Source organism: Microbacterium sp. CCNWLW134, assembly GCF_037083565.1.
Taxonomy (GTDB): Bacteria; Actinomycetota; Actinomycetes; order Actinomycetales; family Microbacteriaceae; genus Microbacterium.
The window spans coordinates 913699-930543 of sequence record NZ_JBAOJU010000001.1 but is presented as its reverse complement, the minus strand read 5'-3'; the positions used below and the strand labels follow the sequence as shown (position 1 = coordinate 930543).

The 16845-nt window shown below is 64.5% G+C and carries 10 protein-coding genes and 3 rRNA genes; 1 reads left to right on the top strand and 12 read right to left on the bottom strand.

The genetic code is table 11. The annotated features are described in order from the left end of the window. Nucleotides 1-101: 101 nt before the first annotated feature. The 4 genes from rrf to tyrS form a co-directional block, all read right to left on the bottom strand. Nucleotides 102-218 (bottom strand): 5S ribosomal RNA (gene rrf, locus V6S02_RS04325). 101 nt (nucleotides 219-319) lie between these two features. Beyond that, nucleotides 320-3426 (bottom strand): 23S ribosomal RNA (locus V6S02_RS04320). 385 nt (nucleotides 3427-3811) lie between these two features. Beyond that, nucleotides 3812-5333 (bottom strand): 16S ribosomal RNA (locus V6S02_RS04315). Together the 16S, 23S and 5S rRNA genes form the textbook arrangement of a ribosomal RNA operon. 698 nt (nucleotides 5334-6031) lie before the next feature. Beyond that, nucleotides 6032-7336 (bottom strand): tyrosine--tRNA ligase, encoded by a 1305-nt coding sequence (gene tyrS, locus V6S02_RS04310; RefSeq protein WP_442927892.1) that lies wholly within the window; start codon nucleotides 7334-7336, stop codon nucleotides 6032-6034. A 111-nt stretch (nucleotides 7337-7447) separates the two neighbouring features. On the opposite strand from tyrS, the gene V6S02_RS04305 reads away from it, so the two are divergent. Beyond that, complete coding sequence (locus V6S02_RS04305) at nucleotides 7448-8041, top strand: hypothetical protein (protein WP_124292958.1); 594 nt, start codon at nucleotides 7448-7450, stop codon at nucleotides 8039-8041. A gap of 3 nt (nucleotides 8042-8044) precedes the next feature. Here V6S02_RS04305 and V6S02_RS04300 read toward each other — a convergent pair whose 3' ends face one another. The 8 genes from V6S02_RS04300 to argC form a co-directional block, all read right to left on the bottom strand. Then, nucleotides 8045-8689, bottom strand: coding sequence for a SatD family protein (locus V6S02_RS04300; RefSeq protein WP_336399981.1), 645 nt, complete (start codon nucleotides 8687-8689; stop codon nucleotides 8045-8047). A gap of 70 nt (nucleotides 8690-8759) precedes the next feature. Continuing rightward, complete coding sequence (gene argH, locus V6S02_RS04295) at nucleotides 8760-10295, bottom strand: argininosuccinate lyase (protein WP_442927891.1); 1536 nt, start codon at nucleotides 10293-10295, stop codon at nucleotides 8760-8762. After that, entirely contained in the window at nucleotides 10187-11326 is a 1140-nt protein-coding gene (locus V6S02_RS04290; RefSeq protein ID WP_336399979.1) for a heparan-alpha-glucosaminide N-acetyltransferase domain-containing protein, read from the bottom strand. The genes argH and V6S02_RS04290 overlap by 109 nt, the downstream gene beginning before the upstream one ends. Continuing rightward, entirely contained in the window at nucleotides 11305-12228 is a 924-nt protein-coding gene (gene argF, locus V6S02_RS04285; RefSeq protein ID WP_336399977.1) for an ornithine carbamoyltransferase, read from the bottom strand. Before argF ends, V6S02_RS04290 begins: the two co-directional genes overlap by 22 nt. Next, nucleotides 12225-13457 (bottom strand): acetylornithine transaminase, encoded by a 1233-nt coding sequence (locus tag V6S02_RS04280; protein ID WP_336399976.1) that lies wholly within the window; start codon nucleotides 13455-13457, stop codon nucleotides 12225-12227. The genes argF and V6S02_RS04280 overlap by 4 nt, the downstream gene beginning before the upstream one ends. Beyond that, nucleotides 13454-14353 carry an acetylglutamate kinase gene (argB, locus tag V6S02_RS04275; RefSeq protein WP_336399975.1) on the bottom strand — a complete coding sequence of 300 codons (900 nt, stop codon included), beginning with the start codon at nucleotides 14351-14353 and terminating at the stop codon, nucleotides 13454-13456. Before argB ends, V6S02_RS04280 begins: the two co-directional genes overlap by 4 nt. Further along, entirely contained in the window at nucleotides 14350-15546 is a 1197-nt protein-coding gene (gene argJ / locus V6S02_RS04270) for a bifunctional glutamate N-acetyltransferase/amino-acid acetyltransferase ArgJ (protein WP_336399974.1), read from the bottom strand. The genes argB and argJ overlap by 4 nt, the downstream gene beginning before the upstream one ends. Next, nucleotides 15543-16595, bottom strand: coding sequence for an N-acetyl-gamma-glutamyl-phosphate reductase (argC, locus tag V6S02_RS04265; RefSeq protein WP_336399973.1), 1053 nt, complete (start codon nucleotides 16593-16595; stop codon nucleotides 15543-15545). Before argC ends, argJ begins: the two co-directional genes overlap by 4 nt. Between the last annotated feature and the right edge of the window lie 250 nt (nucleotides 16596-16845).

The window sequence follows — 16845 nt, the reverse complement described above, 5'->3', positions numbered from 1 at the left end:
TTCCGCGTCGATCCTCGGTCATGACGCACTCCCCTCCGACCCTGCTTGGGCCGTTAACGCGAAATGGCCACCCAACATTGGGTGGCCATTTCTCGAAAGAAGTCCGGCGGTGTCCTACTCTCCCACAGGGTCCCCCCTGCAGTACCATCGGCGCTGAGAGGCTTAGCTTCCGGGTTCGGAATGGGACCGGGCGTTTCCCTCTCGCTATGGCCGCCGAAACACTATTGATGTTTCAGTCTGCACAACAAAAGTCATTGTCATGCGGTTCTCGACCGTACATCGAGAACCACTCAGTGGACGCGGGCAACACAAACGAAGTGTTATCAAGTCATCGGCTTATTAGTACCAGTCAGCTGCATGCATTACTGCACTTCCACATCTGGCCTATCAACCCAGTAGTCTGGCTGGGAGCCTCTCGCCCGAAGGCATGGAAGTCTCATCTTGAGGCCGGCTTCCCGCTTAGATGCTTTCAGCGGTTATCCATCCCGAACGTAGCTAATCAGCGGTGCTCCTGGCGGAACAACTGACACACCAGAGGTTCGTCCAACCCGGTCCTCTCGTACTAGGGTCAGATCCTCTCAAACTTCCTACGCGCGCAGCGGATAGGGACCGAACTGTCTCACGACGTTCTAAACCCAGCTCGCGTACCGCTTTAATGGGCGAACAGCCCAACCCTTGGGACCTACTCCAGCCCCAGGATGCGACGAGCCGACATCGAGGTGCCAAACCATGCCGTCGATATGGACTCTTGGGCAAGATCAGCCTGTTATCCCCGAGGTACCTTTTATCCGTTGAGCGACAGCGCTTCCACAAGCCACTGCCGGATCACTAGTCCCGACTTTCGTCCCTGCTCGACCTGTCAGTCTCACAGTCAAGCTCCCTTGTGCACTTACACTCGCCACCTGATTGCCAACCAGGTTGAGGGAACCTTTGGGCGCCTCCGTTACTTTTTGGGAGGCAACCGCCCCAGTTAAACTACCCACCAGGCACTGTCCCTGAACCGGATTACGGTTCGAAGTTAGATATCCAGAGTGACCAGAGTGGTATTTCAACAATGACTCCACATGAACTGGCGTCCATGCTTCAAAGTCTCCCACCTATCCTACACAAGCCACACCGAACACCAATACCAAGCTGTAGTAAAGGTCACGGGGTCTTTCCGTCCTGCTGCGCGTAACGAGCATCTTTACTCGTAATGCAATTTCGCCGAGTTCGTGGTTGAGACAGTTGGGAAGTCGTTACGCCATTCGTGCAGGTCGGAACTTACCCGACAAGGAATTTCGCTACCTTAGGATGGTTATAGTTACCACCGCCGTTTACTGGGGCTTAAATTCTGAGCTTCGCCTTGCGGCTAACCCGTCCTCTTAACCTTCCAGCACCGGGCAGGCGTCAGTCCGTATACATCGTCTTGCGACTTGGCACGGACCTGTGTTTTTAGTAAACAGTCGCTACCCACTAGTCTCTGCGGCCCCCAAACGCTTTCGGAGCAAGTCCTAGTACGTCGAAGGCCCCCCTTCTCCCGAAGTTACGGGGGTATTTTGCCGAGTTCCTTAACCACGATTCTCTCGATCCCCTTGGTATTCTCTACCTGACCACCTGAGTCGGTTTGGGGTACGGGCGGCTTGAACCTCGCGTCGATGCTTTTCTTGGCAGCATAGGATCACCCACTTTTTATCCGCATCGTGTCTCAGCCTGTATGAGTGACGGATTTGCCTATCACTCGGCCTACGCACTTGCACCAGGACAACCATCGCCTGGCTTGGGCTACCTTCCTGCGTCACACCTGTTAATACGCTAGCCGCACCAGCATGGGGTCGAGCGTTCACCAAGACGTCTTCACCCCGAAGGGATCCGTACATTCCTGGCTAGGACTCTTAGCACCACTGGATTGACTGGGGCGGTTCTTCGCCGGTACGGGAATATCAACCCGTTGTCCATCGACTACGCCTGTCGGCCTCGCCTTAGGTCCCGACTTACCCAGGGAAGATTAGCTTGACCCTGGAACCCTTGGTCATTCGGGGGACGTGTTTCTCACACGTCTTTCGCTACTCATGCCTGCATTCTCACTCGTGTAGCCTCCACGGCTGGTTCACACCGCCGCTTCGCTGGCCACACGACGCTCTCCTACCCATCAACACGGCTGGACCACGAAGGCCTACCAATAATGTCAATGCCACAACTTCGGTGGCGTGCTTGAGCCCCGTTACATTGTCGGCGCGGAATCACTTGACCAGTGAGCTATTACGCACTCTTTCAAGGGTGGCTGCTTCTAAGCCAACCTCCTGGTTGTCTGAGCAACTCCACATCCTTTCCCACTTAGCACGCGCTTAGGGACCTTAGTTGGTGGTCTGGGTTGTTTCCCTCTCGACTATGAAGCTTATCCCCCACAGTCTCACTGCTGCGCTCTCACTTACCGGCATTCGGAGTTTGGCTGACGTCAGTAACCTTGTAGGGCCCATCGGCCATCCAGTAGCTCTACCTCCGGCAAGAAACACGCAACGCTGCACCTAAATGCATTTCGGAGAGAACCAGCTATCACGAAGTTTGATTGGCCTTTCACCCCTATCCACAGCTCATCCCCTCAGTTTTCAACCTAAGTGGGTTCGGCCCTCCACGACGTCTTACCGTCGCTTCAGCCTGGCCATGGATAGATCACTTCGCTTCGGGTCTAGGACACGCGACTGAATCGCCCTATTCAGACTCGCTTTCGCTACGGCTACCCCACTCGGGTTAACCTCGCCACGTATCGCTAACTCGCAGGCTCATTCTTCAAAAGGCACGCTGTCACAGCTGCTATGGCTGCTCCAACGGTTTGTAAGCAAACGGTTTCAGGTACTATTTCACTCCCCTCCCGGGGTACTTTTCACCTTTCCCTCACGGTACTTGTCCGCTATCGGTCATCTGGGAGTATTTAGGCTTATCAGGTGGTCCTGACAGATTCACACGGGATTTCTCGGGCCCCGTGCTACTTGGGATACTTCTCGCGTCAAGGGAGGCATTTCGACTACGGGGTTGGCACCCTCTATGACCGGCCTTTCAATGCCGTTCGTCTATACCTTCTTGTAACGCTGACTGCTCGGCAGAACAATCTGAAAAGTCCCACAACCCCGAATACGCAACTCCTGCCGGATATCACACGTACTCGGTTTAGCCTGTTCCGGTTTCGCTCGCCACTACTAACGGAATCGCGGTTGCTTTCTCTTCCTGTGGGTACTGAGATGTTTCACTTCCCCACGTTCCCTCTACCCGCCCTATATATTCAGGCGGGAGTCACTGGGTCGGCACGCCGCCCAGCGGGGTTTCCCCATTCGGAGATCCTCGGATCAAAGTGTGCTTATCCACTCCCCGAGGCTTATCGCAGATTGCTACGTCCTTCTTCGGCTCCAGATGCCAAGGCATCCACCGTTTGCTCTTAAAGACTTGAAATCACATGAGCTGATCTATCGATCATTCGTTTGTGAGGCGCGTCGTAAACGACGCGTCTCTAAGATGCTCGCGTCCACTGTGTAGTTCTCAAAGTACGGGCGGTACCCTTCCCGCATGCCGCGTTGCGGCATCGAAGAAGGGTCCTGAGGTTCAGACTGAGCCTCGAAGCGCATCAGCGCCGCGGGGCCCGCATCCGGTCCCTCAGGACCCAACAGCGTGCATGTGCCTCTCGAAGCCGCACCATTCCGTTCCAGCTGCAAGCAGCGTACTGAGATCGGCACGATCCGTGAGGCACCTCGTCAAATGTTCCACCCATGAGCTGACCCCTCCGAGACATTCGCTCGAAGCGGGCTCTGGGATGCCGAGGCATCCAGATGCTCCTTAGAAAGGAGGTGATCCAGCCGCACCTTCCGGTACGGCTACCTTGTTACGACTTAGTCCTAATTACCGATCCCACCTTCGACGGCTCCCTCCACAAGGGTTGGGCCACCGGCTTCAGGTGTTACCGACTTTCATGACTTGACGGGCGGTGTGTACAAGACCCGGGAACGTATTCACCGCAGCGTTGCTGATCTGCGATTACTAGCGACTCCGACTTCATGAGGTCGAGTTGCAGACCTCAATCCGAACTGGGACCGGCTTTTTGGGATTCGCTCCACCTTGCGGTATTGCAGCCCTTTGTACCGGCCATTGTAGCATGCGTGAAGCCCAAGACATAAGGGGCATGATGATTTGACGTCATCCCCACCTTCCTCCGAGTTGACCCCGGCAGTATCCCATGAGTTCCCACCATTACGTGCTGGCAACATAGAACGAGGGTTGCGCTCGTTGCGGGACTTAACCCAACATCTCACGACACGAGCTGACGACAACCATGCACCACCTGTTTACGAGTGTCCAAAGAGTTGACCATTTCTGGCCCGTTCTCGTATATGTCAAGCCTTGGTAAGGTTCTTCGCGTTGCATCGAATTAATCCGCATGCTCCGCCGCTTGTGCGGGTCCCCGTCAATTCCTTTGAGTTTTAGCCTTGCGGCCGTACTCCCCAGGCGGGGAACTTAATGCGTTAGCTGCGTCACGGAATCCGTGGAATGGACCCCACAACTAGTTCCCAACGTTTACGGGGTGGACTACCAGGGTATCTAAGCCTGTTTGCTCCCCACCCTTTCGCTCCTCAGCGTCAGTTACGGCCCAGAGATCTGCCTTCGCCATCGGTGTTCCTCCTGATATCTGCGCATTCCACCGCTACACCAGGAATTCCAATCTCCCCTACCGCACTCTAGTCTGCCCGTACCCACTGCAGGCCCGAGGTTGAGCCTCGGGTTTTCACAGCAGACGCGACAAACCGCCTACGAGCTCTTTACGCCCAATAATTCCGGATAACGCTTGCGCCCTACGTATTACCGCGGCTGCTGGCACGTAGTTAGCCGGCGCTTTTTCTGCAGGTACCGTCACTTTCGCTTCTTCCCTGCTAAAAGAGGTTTACAACCCGAAGGCCGTCATCCCTCACGCGGCGTTGCTGCATCAGGCTTTCGCCCATTGTGCAATATTCCCCACTGCTGCCTCCCGTAGGAGTCTGGGCCGTGTCTCAGTCCCAGTGTGGCCGGTCACCCTCTCAGGCCGGCTACCCGTCGACGCCTTGGTGAGCCATTACCTCACCAACTAGCTGATAGGCCGCGAGCCCATCCCGGACCGAAATTCTTTCCAGCTGCTGAAGATGCCTTCGCAGCTCGTATCCGGTATTAGCAGCTGTTTCCAGCTGTTATCCCAGAGTCCGGGGCAGGTTGCTCACGTGTTACTCACCCGTTCGCCACTGATCCAGAGAGCAAGCTCCCTTTCACCGTTCGACTTGCATGTGTTAAGCACGCCGCCAGCGTTCATCCTGAGCCAGGATCAAACTCTCCGTAAAGAAATGTTGCTGCGAGCCGGTCGGAATAGACCGACAGCAGCGAGTTTGATCTGACCAAAGGGATATCATTGCTGACTATCCGTTGCCGACCCGAAGGTCGGTCTTTGATCCAAAGGAATCTCTATCCGGCTTACGCCGGAACGAGGTTATTTGGCATTTGACAAGTGCACGCTGTTGAGTTCTCAAGGATCGGATGCTCCTGCTTTCTGGCCTCTCGACCATCTCCGCAGGGCAACTTCTCTAGCTTAGCCCCCGTGTTCGACTCCGTCAAATCGTGTCATTCGGAACCGAAAAGGTTTCGGATGACGGTCGATCGGCTCGATCGTCGGGGGGGCTCCCCATCGTAGACCTTCCGGCCGACGAGTCTCAAGTCCGAGCTTCAGCTCTTTCTTGAGGGGGGATGTTCTCCGCTTGAGGGGGGTGAGGCTCTCGGCCTCTCTCGCTTCCCTTTGGGGCGAACAAGTAATAATTTACGTGCGCCCTGCAGGACTGGCAAATCGTGCTCGCATCCCGGGCGTGTCGCGGCTGCGATCCGCGGAAATCCGCGGGTGAACCCGGTGCCGTCGCGTCGGCGCGTGCGTACGCAGGATCGATGATGGCGGAGCGCAACCCGGCTCGTCCTTCGACGGTGAGCTCATCGGTCCTGCGTGGGCGTCGACACCGGGAGCCTTCGGGAAGGCGCGGTGAACGGACGGAGGTCAGCGGACGAAGACGCCCGCGAGCGTCTTCTTGCCGCGACGGAGCACCGAGACTCCGCCCGGCAGGGATCCGTCGACAGTGGCCGTGTCGTCGCTGACGCGGAGGCCGTCGATGGCGACCCCGCCCTGCGCGATGGCACGCCTTGCCTCAGAGAGGCTCGCGACCAGTCCGGTCTGAACGAGCGCCTGCACCACGGATGCACCGCGATCCATCTCGGCGTGGGGCAGCTCGCGCAGTGCCTGTGCCAGCGTGTCGGCATCCAGCGTGCGAAGGTCGCCCTGCCCGAACAGGGCGTCGGAGGCGGCCATGACCGAGGCCGTGGCCACCTCCCCGTGCACGAGCGAGGTCACTTCGGCGGCCAGGCGTTTCTGCGCGGCTCGACGGAATGGCTCCGCGTCCACGAGCCGTTCGAGGTGCTCGATCTCCTCACGCGAGAGGAAGGTGAAGATCTTCAGACGCGCGATGACGTCGTCGTCGTCGGTGTTGAGCCAGAACTGGTACATCCGGTACGGGCTGCACATCGCGGGGTCGAGCCAGACGGCGTTGCCCTCGCTCTTGCCGAACTTCGTTCCGTCGCTGTTGGTGATCAGCGGCGTGCCGATCGCGTGCACCGACGTGTGCTCGACGTAGTGGATCAGGTCGACACCGCTGGTGAGATTGCCCCATTGATCGGATCCGCCGGTCTGCAGGACGCAACCGTACGTGCGGAAGAGCTCGAGGTAGTCCAGCCCCTGCAGGATCTGGTAGCTGAACTCGGTGTAGCTGATGCCGGCTTCAGAATTCAGGCGCGCGCTGACGGCGTCCTTGCTCAGCATCTTGCCGACGCGGTAGTGCTTGCCGATCTCGCGAAGGAAATCGATCGCTGACAGCGGCGCCGTCCAGTCGAGGTTGTTCACGATGCGAGCAGCGTTGTCACCGTCGAAACTCAGGAAGCGCTCCACCTGAGCACGGAGGTACCCGACCCACTCCGCCACGGTCTCCTTGGTGTTCAAGGTCCGCTCGCTCGAAGGGCGGGGATCGCCGATGAGTCCGGTGGATCCCCCCACCAGGCCGAGCGGACGATGTCCGGCGAGCTGGAGACGGCGCATGGTCAGCAGCTGCACCAGGTTGCCCAGGTGAAGGCTCGGCGCCGTCGGGTCGAACCCGCAGTAGAAAGTGATCGGCTCACCGCCGAGGAGCGAGCGAAGCTTCTCGGCATCGGTGGAGACGTGGATCAGTCCGCGCCACACCAGTTCGTCCCAGACGTTGTCGAAGGACGGATCGTTCGCGGGGGCGGTCGCGTTCACGACGACGGCGGATGACACGCCTGCCAGGTTATCAGCGCGCTCTGCGCTCTCCGTGCGTGCCGCGGCTCCGCCGAACCCGGCCGGATCCGCCTTCGCAGGCCTGTCCGAGCTGCGTGGCACACTTGCGGCATGACGGATGCCCTCGACGCCACCGACCCCCTGGCGGTCGCGATCGTCGTGATCTTCCTGTTCCTCTGCCTGTGCGCCGCGCTCGTCCTGGTCACCGTCGCTCAACGCCGCCCCCATGCATCCCTGCTGTCCGTCGCTGCCGGACTCGTCCTGCTCGCCCTCGTCGTCGTCGCGGTGCTCCCCTACAACGTTCCGGTGCTCCTCGGCGCGATCCTTGCGTTCCTGGGGGTGGCCTTGGCCGTGCTCGGCGGCAACCCGTTCACCCGTTGGGTCCTCGTCGCCGCGGACGGTCGCACCACCGAGGGGCCGCGCGGAGGCATCCTCGTCGAACTCGCCGCCGAGCACTCCGAGTCCCGGCAGGAGGAGATCCTGCGAGGCGGGACCACGATCGGTTTTCTCGAGCGGGCGTCGATCGCCCTGGGGATCCTCGCCGGTTTCCCGGCCGTCATCGCCGTGGTCGTCGCGCTGAAGGGCGTCGGCCGCTTCTCGGAGCTGGCGACACCCGCCGCCCGCGAGCGGTTCATCGTCGGCACCCTGGCCAGTCTGCTCTGGGCCTCCGCCGTGGCAGCAGCCGTGTGGCTGGCGATCTGGTGAAGCTCACCCTCGGTCGCCGATGAGCACCCGGAGCCCCTCGATGAGTGCCCCGGCTTCGGCGGACGCGAGGGCCTGCGACACCGCGGACTGGCCGACCCCCTCCGTCGCAGCGAGATCGCTCTGAGTGCGGCCCAGCCATCGCCCGTAGACGAGGCGCCGGGTGCGTGGGCTCAGCTGGGAGATCGCGCGATCGCGCGAGAGCAGTCCGCTGTTGGCCACGCGGACCATCTCACTGATCTCCGCGGACGCCGCTCCCGTCGCCGCCACCCAGGTACGCGCCGACGGCGCGACCCGGCGCGCGAGGTTCTCGACTTCCTCGATCGCAGCCCGCGCCGCCCACCATGCTTCTCCCTCCGACAACGCGCCGCCGACAGACGGGATCTCCTCGATCTCGCCGAGGCCGATCCCGAATCGAAGCTCGACGCCTTCGGGGAGGGCGAGCTGAAGCAGCATGGTCGCTGCCAATGCCGATGAGAGATGCGGGTACACCCCCTGCATCTCGTCACCGACGACGGGGAGGAGGGCTCGTTCGGAGGGCGGGCCGTCGGCGGCGACCCGGGCGAGCGCGGTCTCCAGGTCGCGTTGCGCCGCTCTCCTGTTCACGAGCTCGCGAGACGAGACGATGTCGGCAATCACCGCGGTGGGCATGACATCAGCATACGGCTGATAAAGGGGGGAATATCAACGAAAGTATGATATTCCTCTCATTATCACTCATTCACTGATAGCGAAGGAACGACGCCGCTGCCGCCTGCGCCCGGGCGATGAGCTCGGCACGCTGCTCGGCGACGCGGTGCGGTGCGGTCCCGCCGACACCGGAGCGACTGGCCACCGAACCCTCGACCGTCAGTACCGCCCGTACCTCGGGCGCGAGGTACGGCGAGACCGCGGCGAGCAGCTCGTCGTCGACGTCTTCCAGACCGATCCCCCGATCCTCGCAAGCCCGGACCAGCGCACCGGAGATCTCATGCGCATCTCGGAACGGCACGCCGCGCGTGACCAGCCACTCGGCGACATCTGTTGCCAGGGAGAATCCCGCGGGGGCGAGCTCACGCATGCGATCGACGTCGAACCGGAGAGTGGCGACCATACCCGCGAAGGCGGGAAGGACGACCTCCAGCGTCCGCACACTGTCGAAGACCGGCTCCTTGTCTTCCTGCAGGTCACGGTTGTAGGCCAGCGGGAGGCCCTTGAGCATCGTCAGCAGTCCGGTCAGATTGCCGATGAGCCTGCCCGTCTTCCCACGAGCCAGCTCCGCGATGTCGGGGTTCTTCTTCTGCGGCATGATGCTCGAGCCCGTGGAGAAACCGTCGTCGAGGATCACGAAGGAGAATTCGCGCGTGTTCCACAGGATGATGTCCTCGGCGAAACGGCTGAGGTCGACACCGATCTGCGCCGCGACATAGGCGAACTCCGCCACGACATCGCGGGCGGCGGTGCCGTCCATCGAATTCTCGGTCGGCCGCCCGAGGCCGACCTCGCGGGCGACCAGCGCCGGATCCAGTCCCAGCGTCGATCCGGCGAGCGCGCCGGCTCCATACGGTGACGCGTCGGCTCGAGCACGCCAGTCTCGCAACCGCTCGAGATCGCGCACGAGCGGCCAGGCGTGCGCCTGGAGGTGATGGGCGAGAAGCACGGGCTGCGCATGCTGAAGATGCGTGCGTCCCGGCATGATCGCGTCGGCGTGCGCCTCGGCCTGCGCGACGATCGCGTCGATGAGACGCAGCACATCGCGAGCGACCACCGCGGCGTGGTCGACCAGGTACATCCGCACGAGCGTCGCGATCTGATCGTTCCGGCTTCGACCGGCCCGCAGCTTGCCGCCGAGCTCCGGTCCGACCGCGGCGATGAGCGCCGCCTCCAACGCGCCGTGCACGTCCTCGTCCGACGGCCGGGGACGAAGGGTGCCCTCGCGCACGGCGTCCAGGAGGCGGTCCAGACCGTCATGCATCCGCTGTTCCTCGTCCGCGGTGAGGTAGCCCGCCGCCGCCAAGGCCTTCGCGTGAGCGTGCGAACCGGCGATGTCATAGGGCGCCAACGCCCAGTCGAAATGCGTCGATACGCTTAGCGCCGCGAGCTCAGGCGATGGGCCGGAGGCGAAACGCGCGCCCCAGAGAGCGCCCTCGTTGGTCTGTTCGTCCTTGGTCACGGATTGCTCCTCTTCGTCAACGAGCTCGGCACGATCAGCTTCGACACCCGGTCGAATGTCCACTCGAACGGACCTCGTCCGACCAGCAGCGCCCAGGCCGTGCATCCCGCGACGATGCCGAGCGTCAGGGGCCAGAAGGGTTCGAGTTCGCGGAACGGTGTGAGAAGACTCGTGTTGCCGAACACCGCCAGGGCGATGACCGCCCAGACGATGATCTGCGCGCTGTAGGCAGTGAGCGGCATGGCACCGACGGCACGCAGCGGGAGAACGAGCCAGATGACGGCCGTGCGGCACAGCAGGAGCGAGGCGGCGATGGCGGCGATCGCGAAACCGCCGGATCCGACGACTTCGAGGAGTCCGCTCGAGTGGGGTTCGGCCGTCCAGACCTCGCTCCACAGCGTGGGCGTCACCGGATCGCCACCACCGCGCGCAGCCGCGTCGAGTCCGTACGCGAGGGCAGCCAGGACGACGCCGGCCGAGAGCGCGATCAGCTGCACTCGCAGCCGGGTGAGGTCCGCGCGCGCGAGCCCGAGGCCCGCGAGGACGAAGGCCATCCACACGGGGAACGGGTAGTGCCAGCCGACGGCGGCCGACAGTTCATCGCCGAGCGGGGTCGACCACAGCGGCGCCTCATCGAGGAGCACCTGGATCCACGGCATCACCACCGCCAGGCCCGCCGCGATGGTGAGGAGGGGAGACGCCGCGAGCCGTGTGAAGGGCAGGGCGAGGACGAACATGATCGCGTAGGCGGGGAGGATGACGTAGACCGGCACCCCGGTGGCGATGAGCAGCACGCCGAGTCCCCACAGGAGGCCCGCGCGGACGCCGAGGCGCATTCTCGCGACCGCCATCGCCTCGCGCCCGAGCGGGCGAGGGCCGCCGGTCACCAGGCCGATCGAGACTCCGGCGAGGGTTGCGAACAGGATCGAAGATCGACCGTCGACGATTCCCAGCCACGTCGCGGGGGCCGTCCACAGCAGCTCGGGGGTCACCAGCAGGTGTGCGGCGAACATCCCCAGCACGGCCAGCCCCCGAGCCAGATCGATCCCGGCGAGCCGTCCCTTCCCGTTCAGCCGATCCCAATTGCGGGCCAGCGAACCGGTGCGGCGGTCGGTCACTGCTGACGGAGCAGCCACACCAACAGCGCCTTCTGTGCGTGGAGGCGGTTCTCCGCCTCGTCCCACACGACGCTCTGCGGGCCGTCGATGACCTCCGCGTCCACTTCGTACCCGCGATCGGCGGGGAGGCAGTGGATGAAGATGGCGTCGTCGGCGGCCAGCGACATGAGCTCGGTGGTGACCTTGTACGACCCGAGGTCGCGGAGCCGCGCGAGCTTCTCTTCCTCTTTGCCCATCGACACCCAGGTGTCGGTCACGATGACGTCGGCGCCGGCCGCTGCCTCGTTCGGATCGGTGTAGAGGACCACGCTGCCACCGGTCTCCGCGGCTCGACGGTCCGCCGCCGCGACGACGTCATCCCGCGGTGCGTAGTCCTCGGGTGAGGCGACGCGCACGTGCATGCCCGCCGTGACGCCCGCGAGGAGGTAGGAGTGCGCCATGTTCGAGCGCCCGTCACCGAAGAACGAGAGCGTGAGTCCTGCCAGTTCCCCCTTGTGCTCGCGGATGGTGAGCAGGTCGGCCAACAGCTGACACGGGTGGAAGTCGTCGGAGAGGGCGTTGACGACGGGAACCCGGGTTCCCTCGGCCATCTCCTCCAGACCCGCCTGCGCATAGGTGCGCCAGACGATCGCGGCGACCTGACGCTCGAGGACCCTCGCGGTGTCCGACGGCGTCTCCTTGCCGCCCAACTGACTGTTGGCGGTGGAGATGATGAGCGGCGAGCCGCCGAGATCGGCGATGCCCACAGCGAACGACACCCGAGTGCGGGTGGAGGACTTGTCGAAGATCACCGCGACCGTCTGCGGGCCTTCGAGGGGTCGCAGCCTCCATCGGTCGCTCTTGAGCTCGACCGCGAGGTCGAGGATCTCCCGCTGTTCGGCGGCGGTGAGGTCGTCGTCGCGAAGAAGATGACGCGTCATCTCGATCCTTTCCCCTCGCCGGAGGCCGCTTCCGCACCGTCGAGAACGAGCGCGTCCTCCACCGAACGGATCGCGGCGGTGAAGAGCTCGAGGAAGTCGTCGACCTCGACGTCGCCGATCGTCAGCGCCGGCGCGAGCCGGATGGTGGCGTCGTTGGGAGCATTGATGATCAGACCGTGCTGCTGAGCCGCCGCGACGAGGGCTTTGGCGAGCGGATGACGCAACGCGACACCGATCAGCAGACCCTGACCGCGGCATCCTTCGATCAGGTCCGAGTCGATCGCGGTGATCGCGTCGCGCAGCTGCCGACCCCGGTCCCGAGCGTTGGCAAGGAGGTCTGCCCGCTCGATCTCCGCGAGGACCGCGGCGGCGACGGCGGTGCCGAGGGCGTTGCCGCCGAAGGTGGAACCGTGCGTGCCGGGGTAGAAGAGCTCACTGGCCGCACCGAAGGTGATGAGCGCCCCGATCGGGAACCCGCCGCCGATGCCCTTGGCCACCGTGATGGCGTCGGGGGTGATGCCTGCGTGTTGGAAGGCGAACCACTCCCCCGTCCGGCCGGCCCCGGTCTGGATCTCGTCGACGATGAGCAGGGCGCCGTGGCGCTCGGTGAGCTCACGCGCTGCCGCCAGGTATCCGGTGGGCAGTTCCACCACGCCTGCTTCGCCCTTGATCGGCTCGACGAAGAGCGCTGCCACGTCTTCGCTGATGGCGGCCTCGAGCGCCTCGACCGTCGAATCGATGAACTCCACTCCGGGAACCATCGGCAGGAAGGGTTCCTGCATCCAGGACTTCCCGGTCAGGGCCAGCGTTCCCATCGTGCGTCCGTGGAAGGCGTCGCGCAGGGCGAGGATGCGGGGACGATCGGCGCCGCCGTGGAGCCTCGCCAGCTTGAAGGCGGCCTCGTTGGCCTCGGCGCCGGAGTTGCCGAAGTACACCCGTCCGCGCTCGCCGGTGCCGGCCAGTCGCTTCAGCCGCGCCGCGAGCTCCAGCTGCGGCGGCGTGGCGAAGTAGTTCGACACGTGCGCCAGGGTCGCGGCCTGTCGCGCCACCGCATCGACGAACACGGGGTGGGCGTGCCCGAGGGAGTTCACCGCGATGCCGCCGAGGAAGTCGAGATACCGGGTCCCCGCGTCATCCCAGAGGTACGCACCCTCACCTCGGACGAACATCGCCATCCGGTCGCCGAAGCTGCGAACGAGGTCGCGCCCCGCGTCATCCTGCCAGGTCATCCTCGCACCACCTCTGTTCCGATTCCGTTGCTGGTGAAGATCTCCACGAGCACCGAGTGCGGTACCCGACCGTCGATGATCGCCGCCGTCTCGACGCCTCCCTCGACCGCCTCGAGGCACGCCTGCATCTTGGGGATCATGCCCGACTCCAGCGTGGGGAGGATCTCCCGCAGGGCCGATGAGGTCACGTGCGAGACGAGGGAGTCACGGTTCGGCCAATCGGCGTACAGGCCCGGCACGTCGGTGAGGACCACGAGCTTCACCGCCTTCAGAGCGACCGCGAGCGCCGACGCCGCCGCGTCGGCGTTGACGTTCAGTGACGCGCCGGGCCGATCGAGGTCGGGCGCGATGCTGGAGACCACCGGGATGCGCCCGGCGGCGAGATGGTCGAGGACCGGCTGCGGGTCGACCTCGACCACATCGCCCACCCGTCCCAGGTCGTGCTCGATGCCGTCGATGGTGACGCCCCGTCGGCGGCCGCCGAAGAGCCCGGCGTCCTCTCCACTCAGGCCCGTCGCGAGCGGACCGTGGGTGTTGATCTTCCCCACCAGCTGCGGATTGATCTGACCGGTGAGCACCATCCGCACCACCGAGATCGCCTCGGTGCTGGTGACCCGGTAGCCGCCCTTGAACTCGCTGGGGATCTCGAGCCGGTCGAGCATGGAGGAGATCTGAGGGCCACCCCCGTGCACGACGACCGGCTTCACGCCCGCGTAGCGGAGGTAGGCCATGTCGGCGGCGAAGGCATCCTGCAGCTCTTCGCTGACCATGGCGTTGCCGCCGTATTTGATCACGATGACCTGGTCGCGAAAGCGCCGGAGCCACGGAAGCGAGTCGATGAGGACCGCGGCTCTCGCGCTCGCCTCACTGGGATCGGTGGTCTGGATGTCGGTCATGAGGAGTACGCGCTGTTCTCGTGGACGTAGTCGTGGGTGAGGTCGTTGGTGCGGATGAGCGCATGAGCGTCGCCCGCCTTCAGGTCGATGCGGACCACCGTGGCGCGCGGCGTCAGGTCGACGTCCTCGCGCGGGCGGTCGGGGCCGCCCTGGGTGCACACCCGCACGCCGTTCATCCACACGTCGACGTCATAGGGGTCGAACTCGGCATCGGTGGTTCCGATCGCTGCGAGCACGCGTCCCCAGTTGGGGTCGTTGCCGAAGATCGCGGCCTTGAAGAGGTTGTTGCGGGCGACCGAGCGCCCGACGACGACCGCGTCGTCTTCGGATGCCGCGTTCTCGACCTGGATGCTGATGTCGTGGCTCGCGCCCTCGGCGTCGGCCTGGAGCTGGCGGGCGAGGTCATCGCACACGGCGGTCAACCGCTGCCGGAACTCCTCCGGATCGGGCGTCACGTTCGACGCGCCGCTGACCATGAGGGTCACCTGGTCGTTCGTCGACATGCACCCGTCCGAGTCGAGGCGGTCGAAGGTGACGCGGGTCGCCGCGCGCAGGTGGGCATCGGCCTCCTCCGCGGTCAGGACGGCGTCGGTCGTGAGGACGACGAGCATCGTGGCAAGGCCGGGCGCCAGCATCCCCGCGCCCTTGGCCATACCGCCGATCGTCCATCCGCGGCCGGCCGCGACGGCTCGCTTCGGCCGCGAGTCTGTCGTCATGATCGCTTCGGATGCGGCATCGCCGCCGTCGGAGTCGAGCGAGGCGACCGCCCGCTCGGTCCCGTCGAGCACCTTCTGCCGGAACACCTCGTCGCCCACGCCGATCAGGCCCGTGGAGCAGACGAGGATGTCGCCGGCGCCGACGCCGAGGAGCTCGCCAGCCCTCTCGGCGGTCTGGTGCGTGGTCTGGAAGCCAAACGACCCGGTGAAGCAGTTGGCCCCGCCGGAGTTGAGCACGATCGCCTCGACCACGCCGTCTCGGATCACCTGCTCCGACCACAGGATGGGGTTGGCCTTGGCCCGGTTGCTCGTGAAGACCGCGGCGCCGACCTTCAGCGGACCGCGGTTGACGACGACGGCGACATCGGGCTTCCCGGTGGACTTCAGACCCGCGGCGACCCCGGCCGCCTCGAAGCCCTGGGGCGCGGTGACACCGCGGGAGGCGAATCCGTGCGGCCTGTCGTCGTCGATGTTCACGGGGCGACTCCGTTCACGGTGAGGGCCCGGCCCTCGGGGAGGCCGAGCGCGATGTTCATGGACTGCACGGCAGCGCCCGCGGTGCCCTTGACGAGGTTGTCGACCGCGGTCACGACGACCACCCGGTTCGCATCGCGGTCGATCGCGAGCCCCATCAGCGCCGTGTTGGCTCCGAGCACGTCGGCGGTGCGGGGGAAGTGCCCCGAGGGAAGGAGCTGCACGAAGGTCTCGTCGCCGTACGCCCGCTCCCACGCCGCCCGGATGTCGTCGTCGGTCGCACCGGGCGCGATGGGAGCGGTCGAGGTGGCGAGGATGCCGCGCGCCATCGGCACGATGACGGGGGTGAAGGAGATCCGGATGGCGGCTGCGGCGCCGGGAGCTGCGGCGGCGAGCGCCTGCCTGATCTCGGGGATGTGGCGGTGACTGCCGCCGACCGCATAGGGGTTGGCGGTGCCCAGGATCTCGCTGCCCAGGAGGTGCGGCTTCAGGCTCTTGCCGGCGCCCGAGGGCCCGACCGCGAGCACGGTGACGATGTCGCCCGGGTCGATGACGCCCGCCGCGACGCCCGGCGCGAGGCTGAGGCTCACGGTGGAGGCGTTGCACCCGGGCGCCGCGATGCGCGTCGCCCCGCGCAGCCGGTCCCGCTGCGTGCCCGCACCGACGAGGAGCTCCGGCACCCCGTAGGTCCACGGCTCGTGGAACACGCCGCCGTAGAAGCGATCCCACTCCCCCACCGACTCCAGCCGGTGGTCCGCGCCGGCGTCGATGACGAGCGGCGTGTCGCCCAGCGCCTCGGTGTACTGCCCCGACTGACCATGCGGGAGGGCGAGGAAGACGATGTCGTGACCGGAGAGCACCTCAGGGGTGGTCTCCTGGAGCGTCAGGTGCGCCAGCGAGCGCAGATGGGGCTGATGCTCGATGAGCTTCTGTCCGGCGTTGGAGTGCGCGGTGACCGTGCGGATCTCGACGTCGGGATGTGCGGCGAGGATCCGGAGGATCTCGCCGCCCGCATAGCCGGATGCGCCGGAGACGGCGACCGAATATGTCATGGATTCCACCTTAGAGTCTGGGGTCGTGGGCTGCCGACGGCGACGCCCGTGACTCCCCTCCAGGGGATGTGCGCGGGGTCGCCTAGAGTCGGCGTCCGTCCAGACGTCGGCGCACGGGAGCGACGCTCGGAGCGAGCGTGGCGGAGTCGGGCGCGGCCGAAGGCATGCGCCGACCATAGCGGCGCTCGCCCGCGCCATGCAAACCGGCAGATGCGCCGGCACTTGACAGTTTCAGTTTGCGATGCAAACT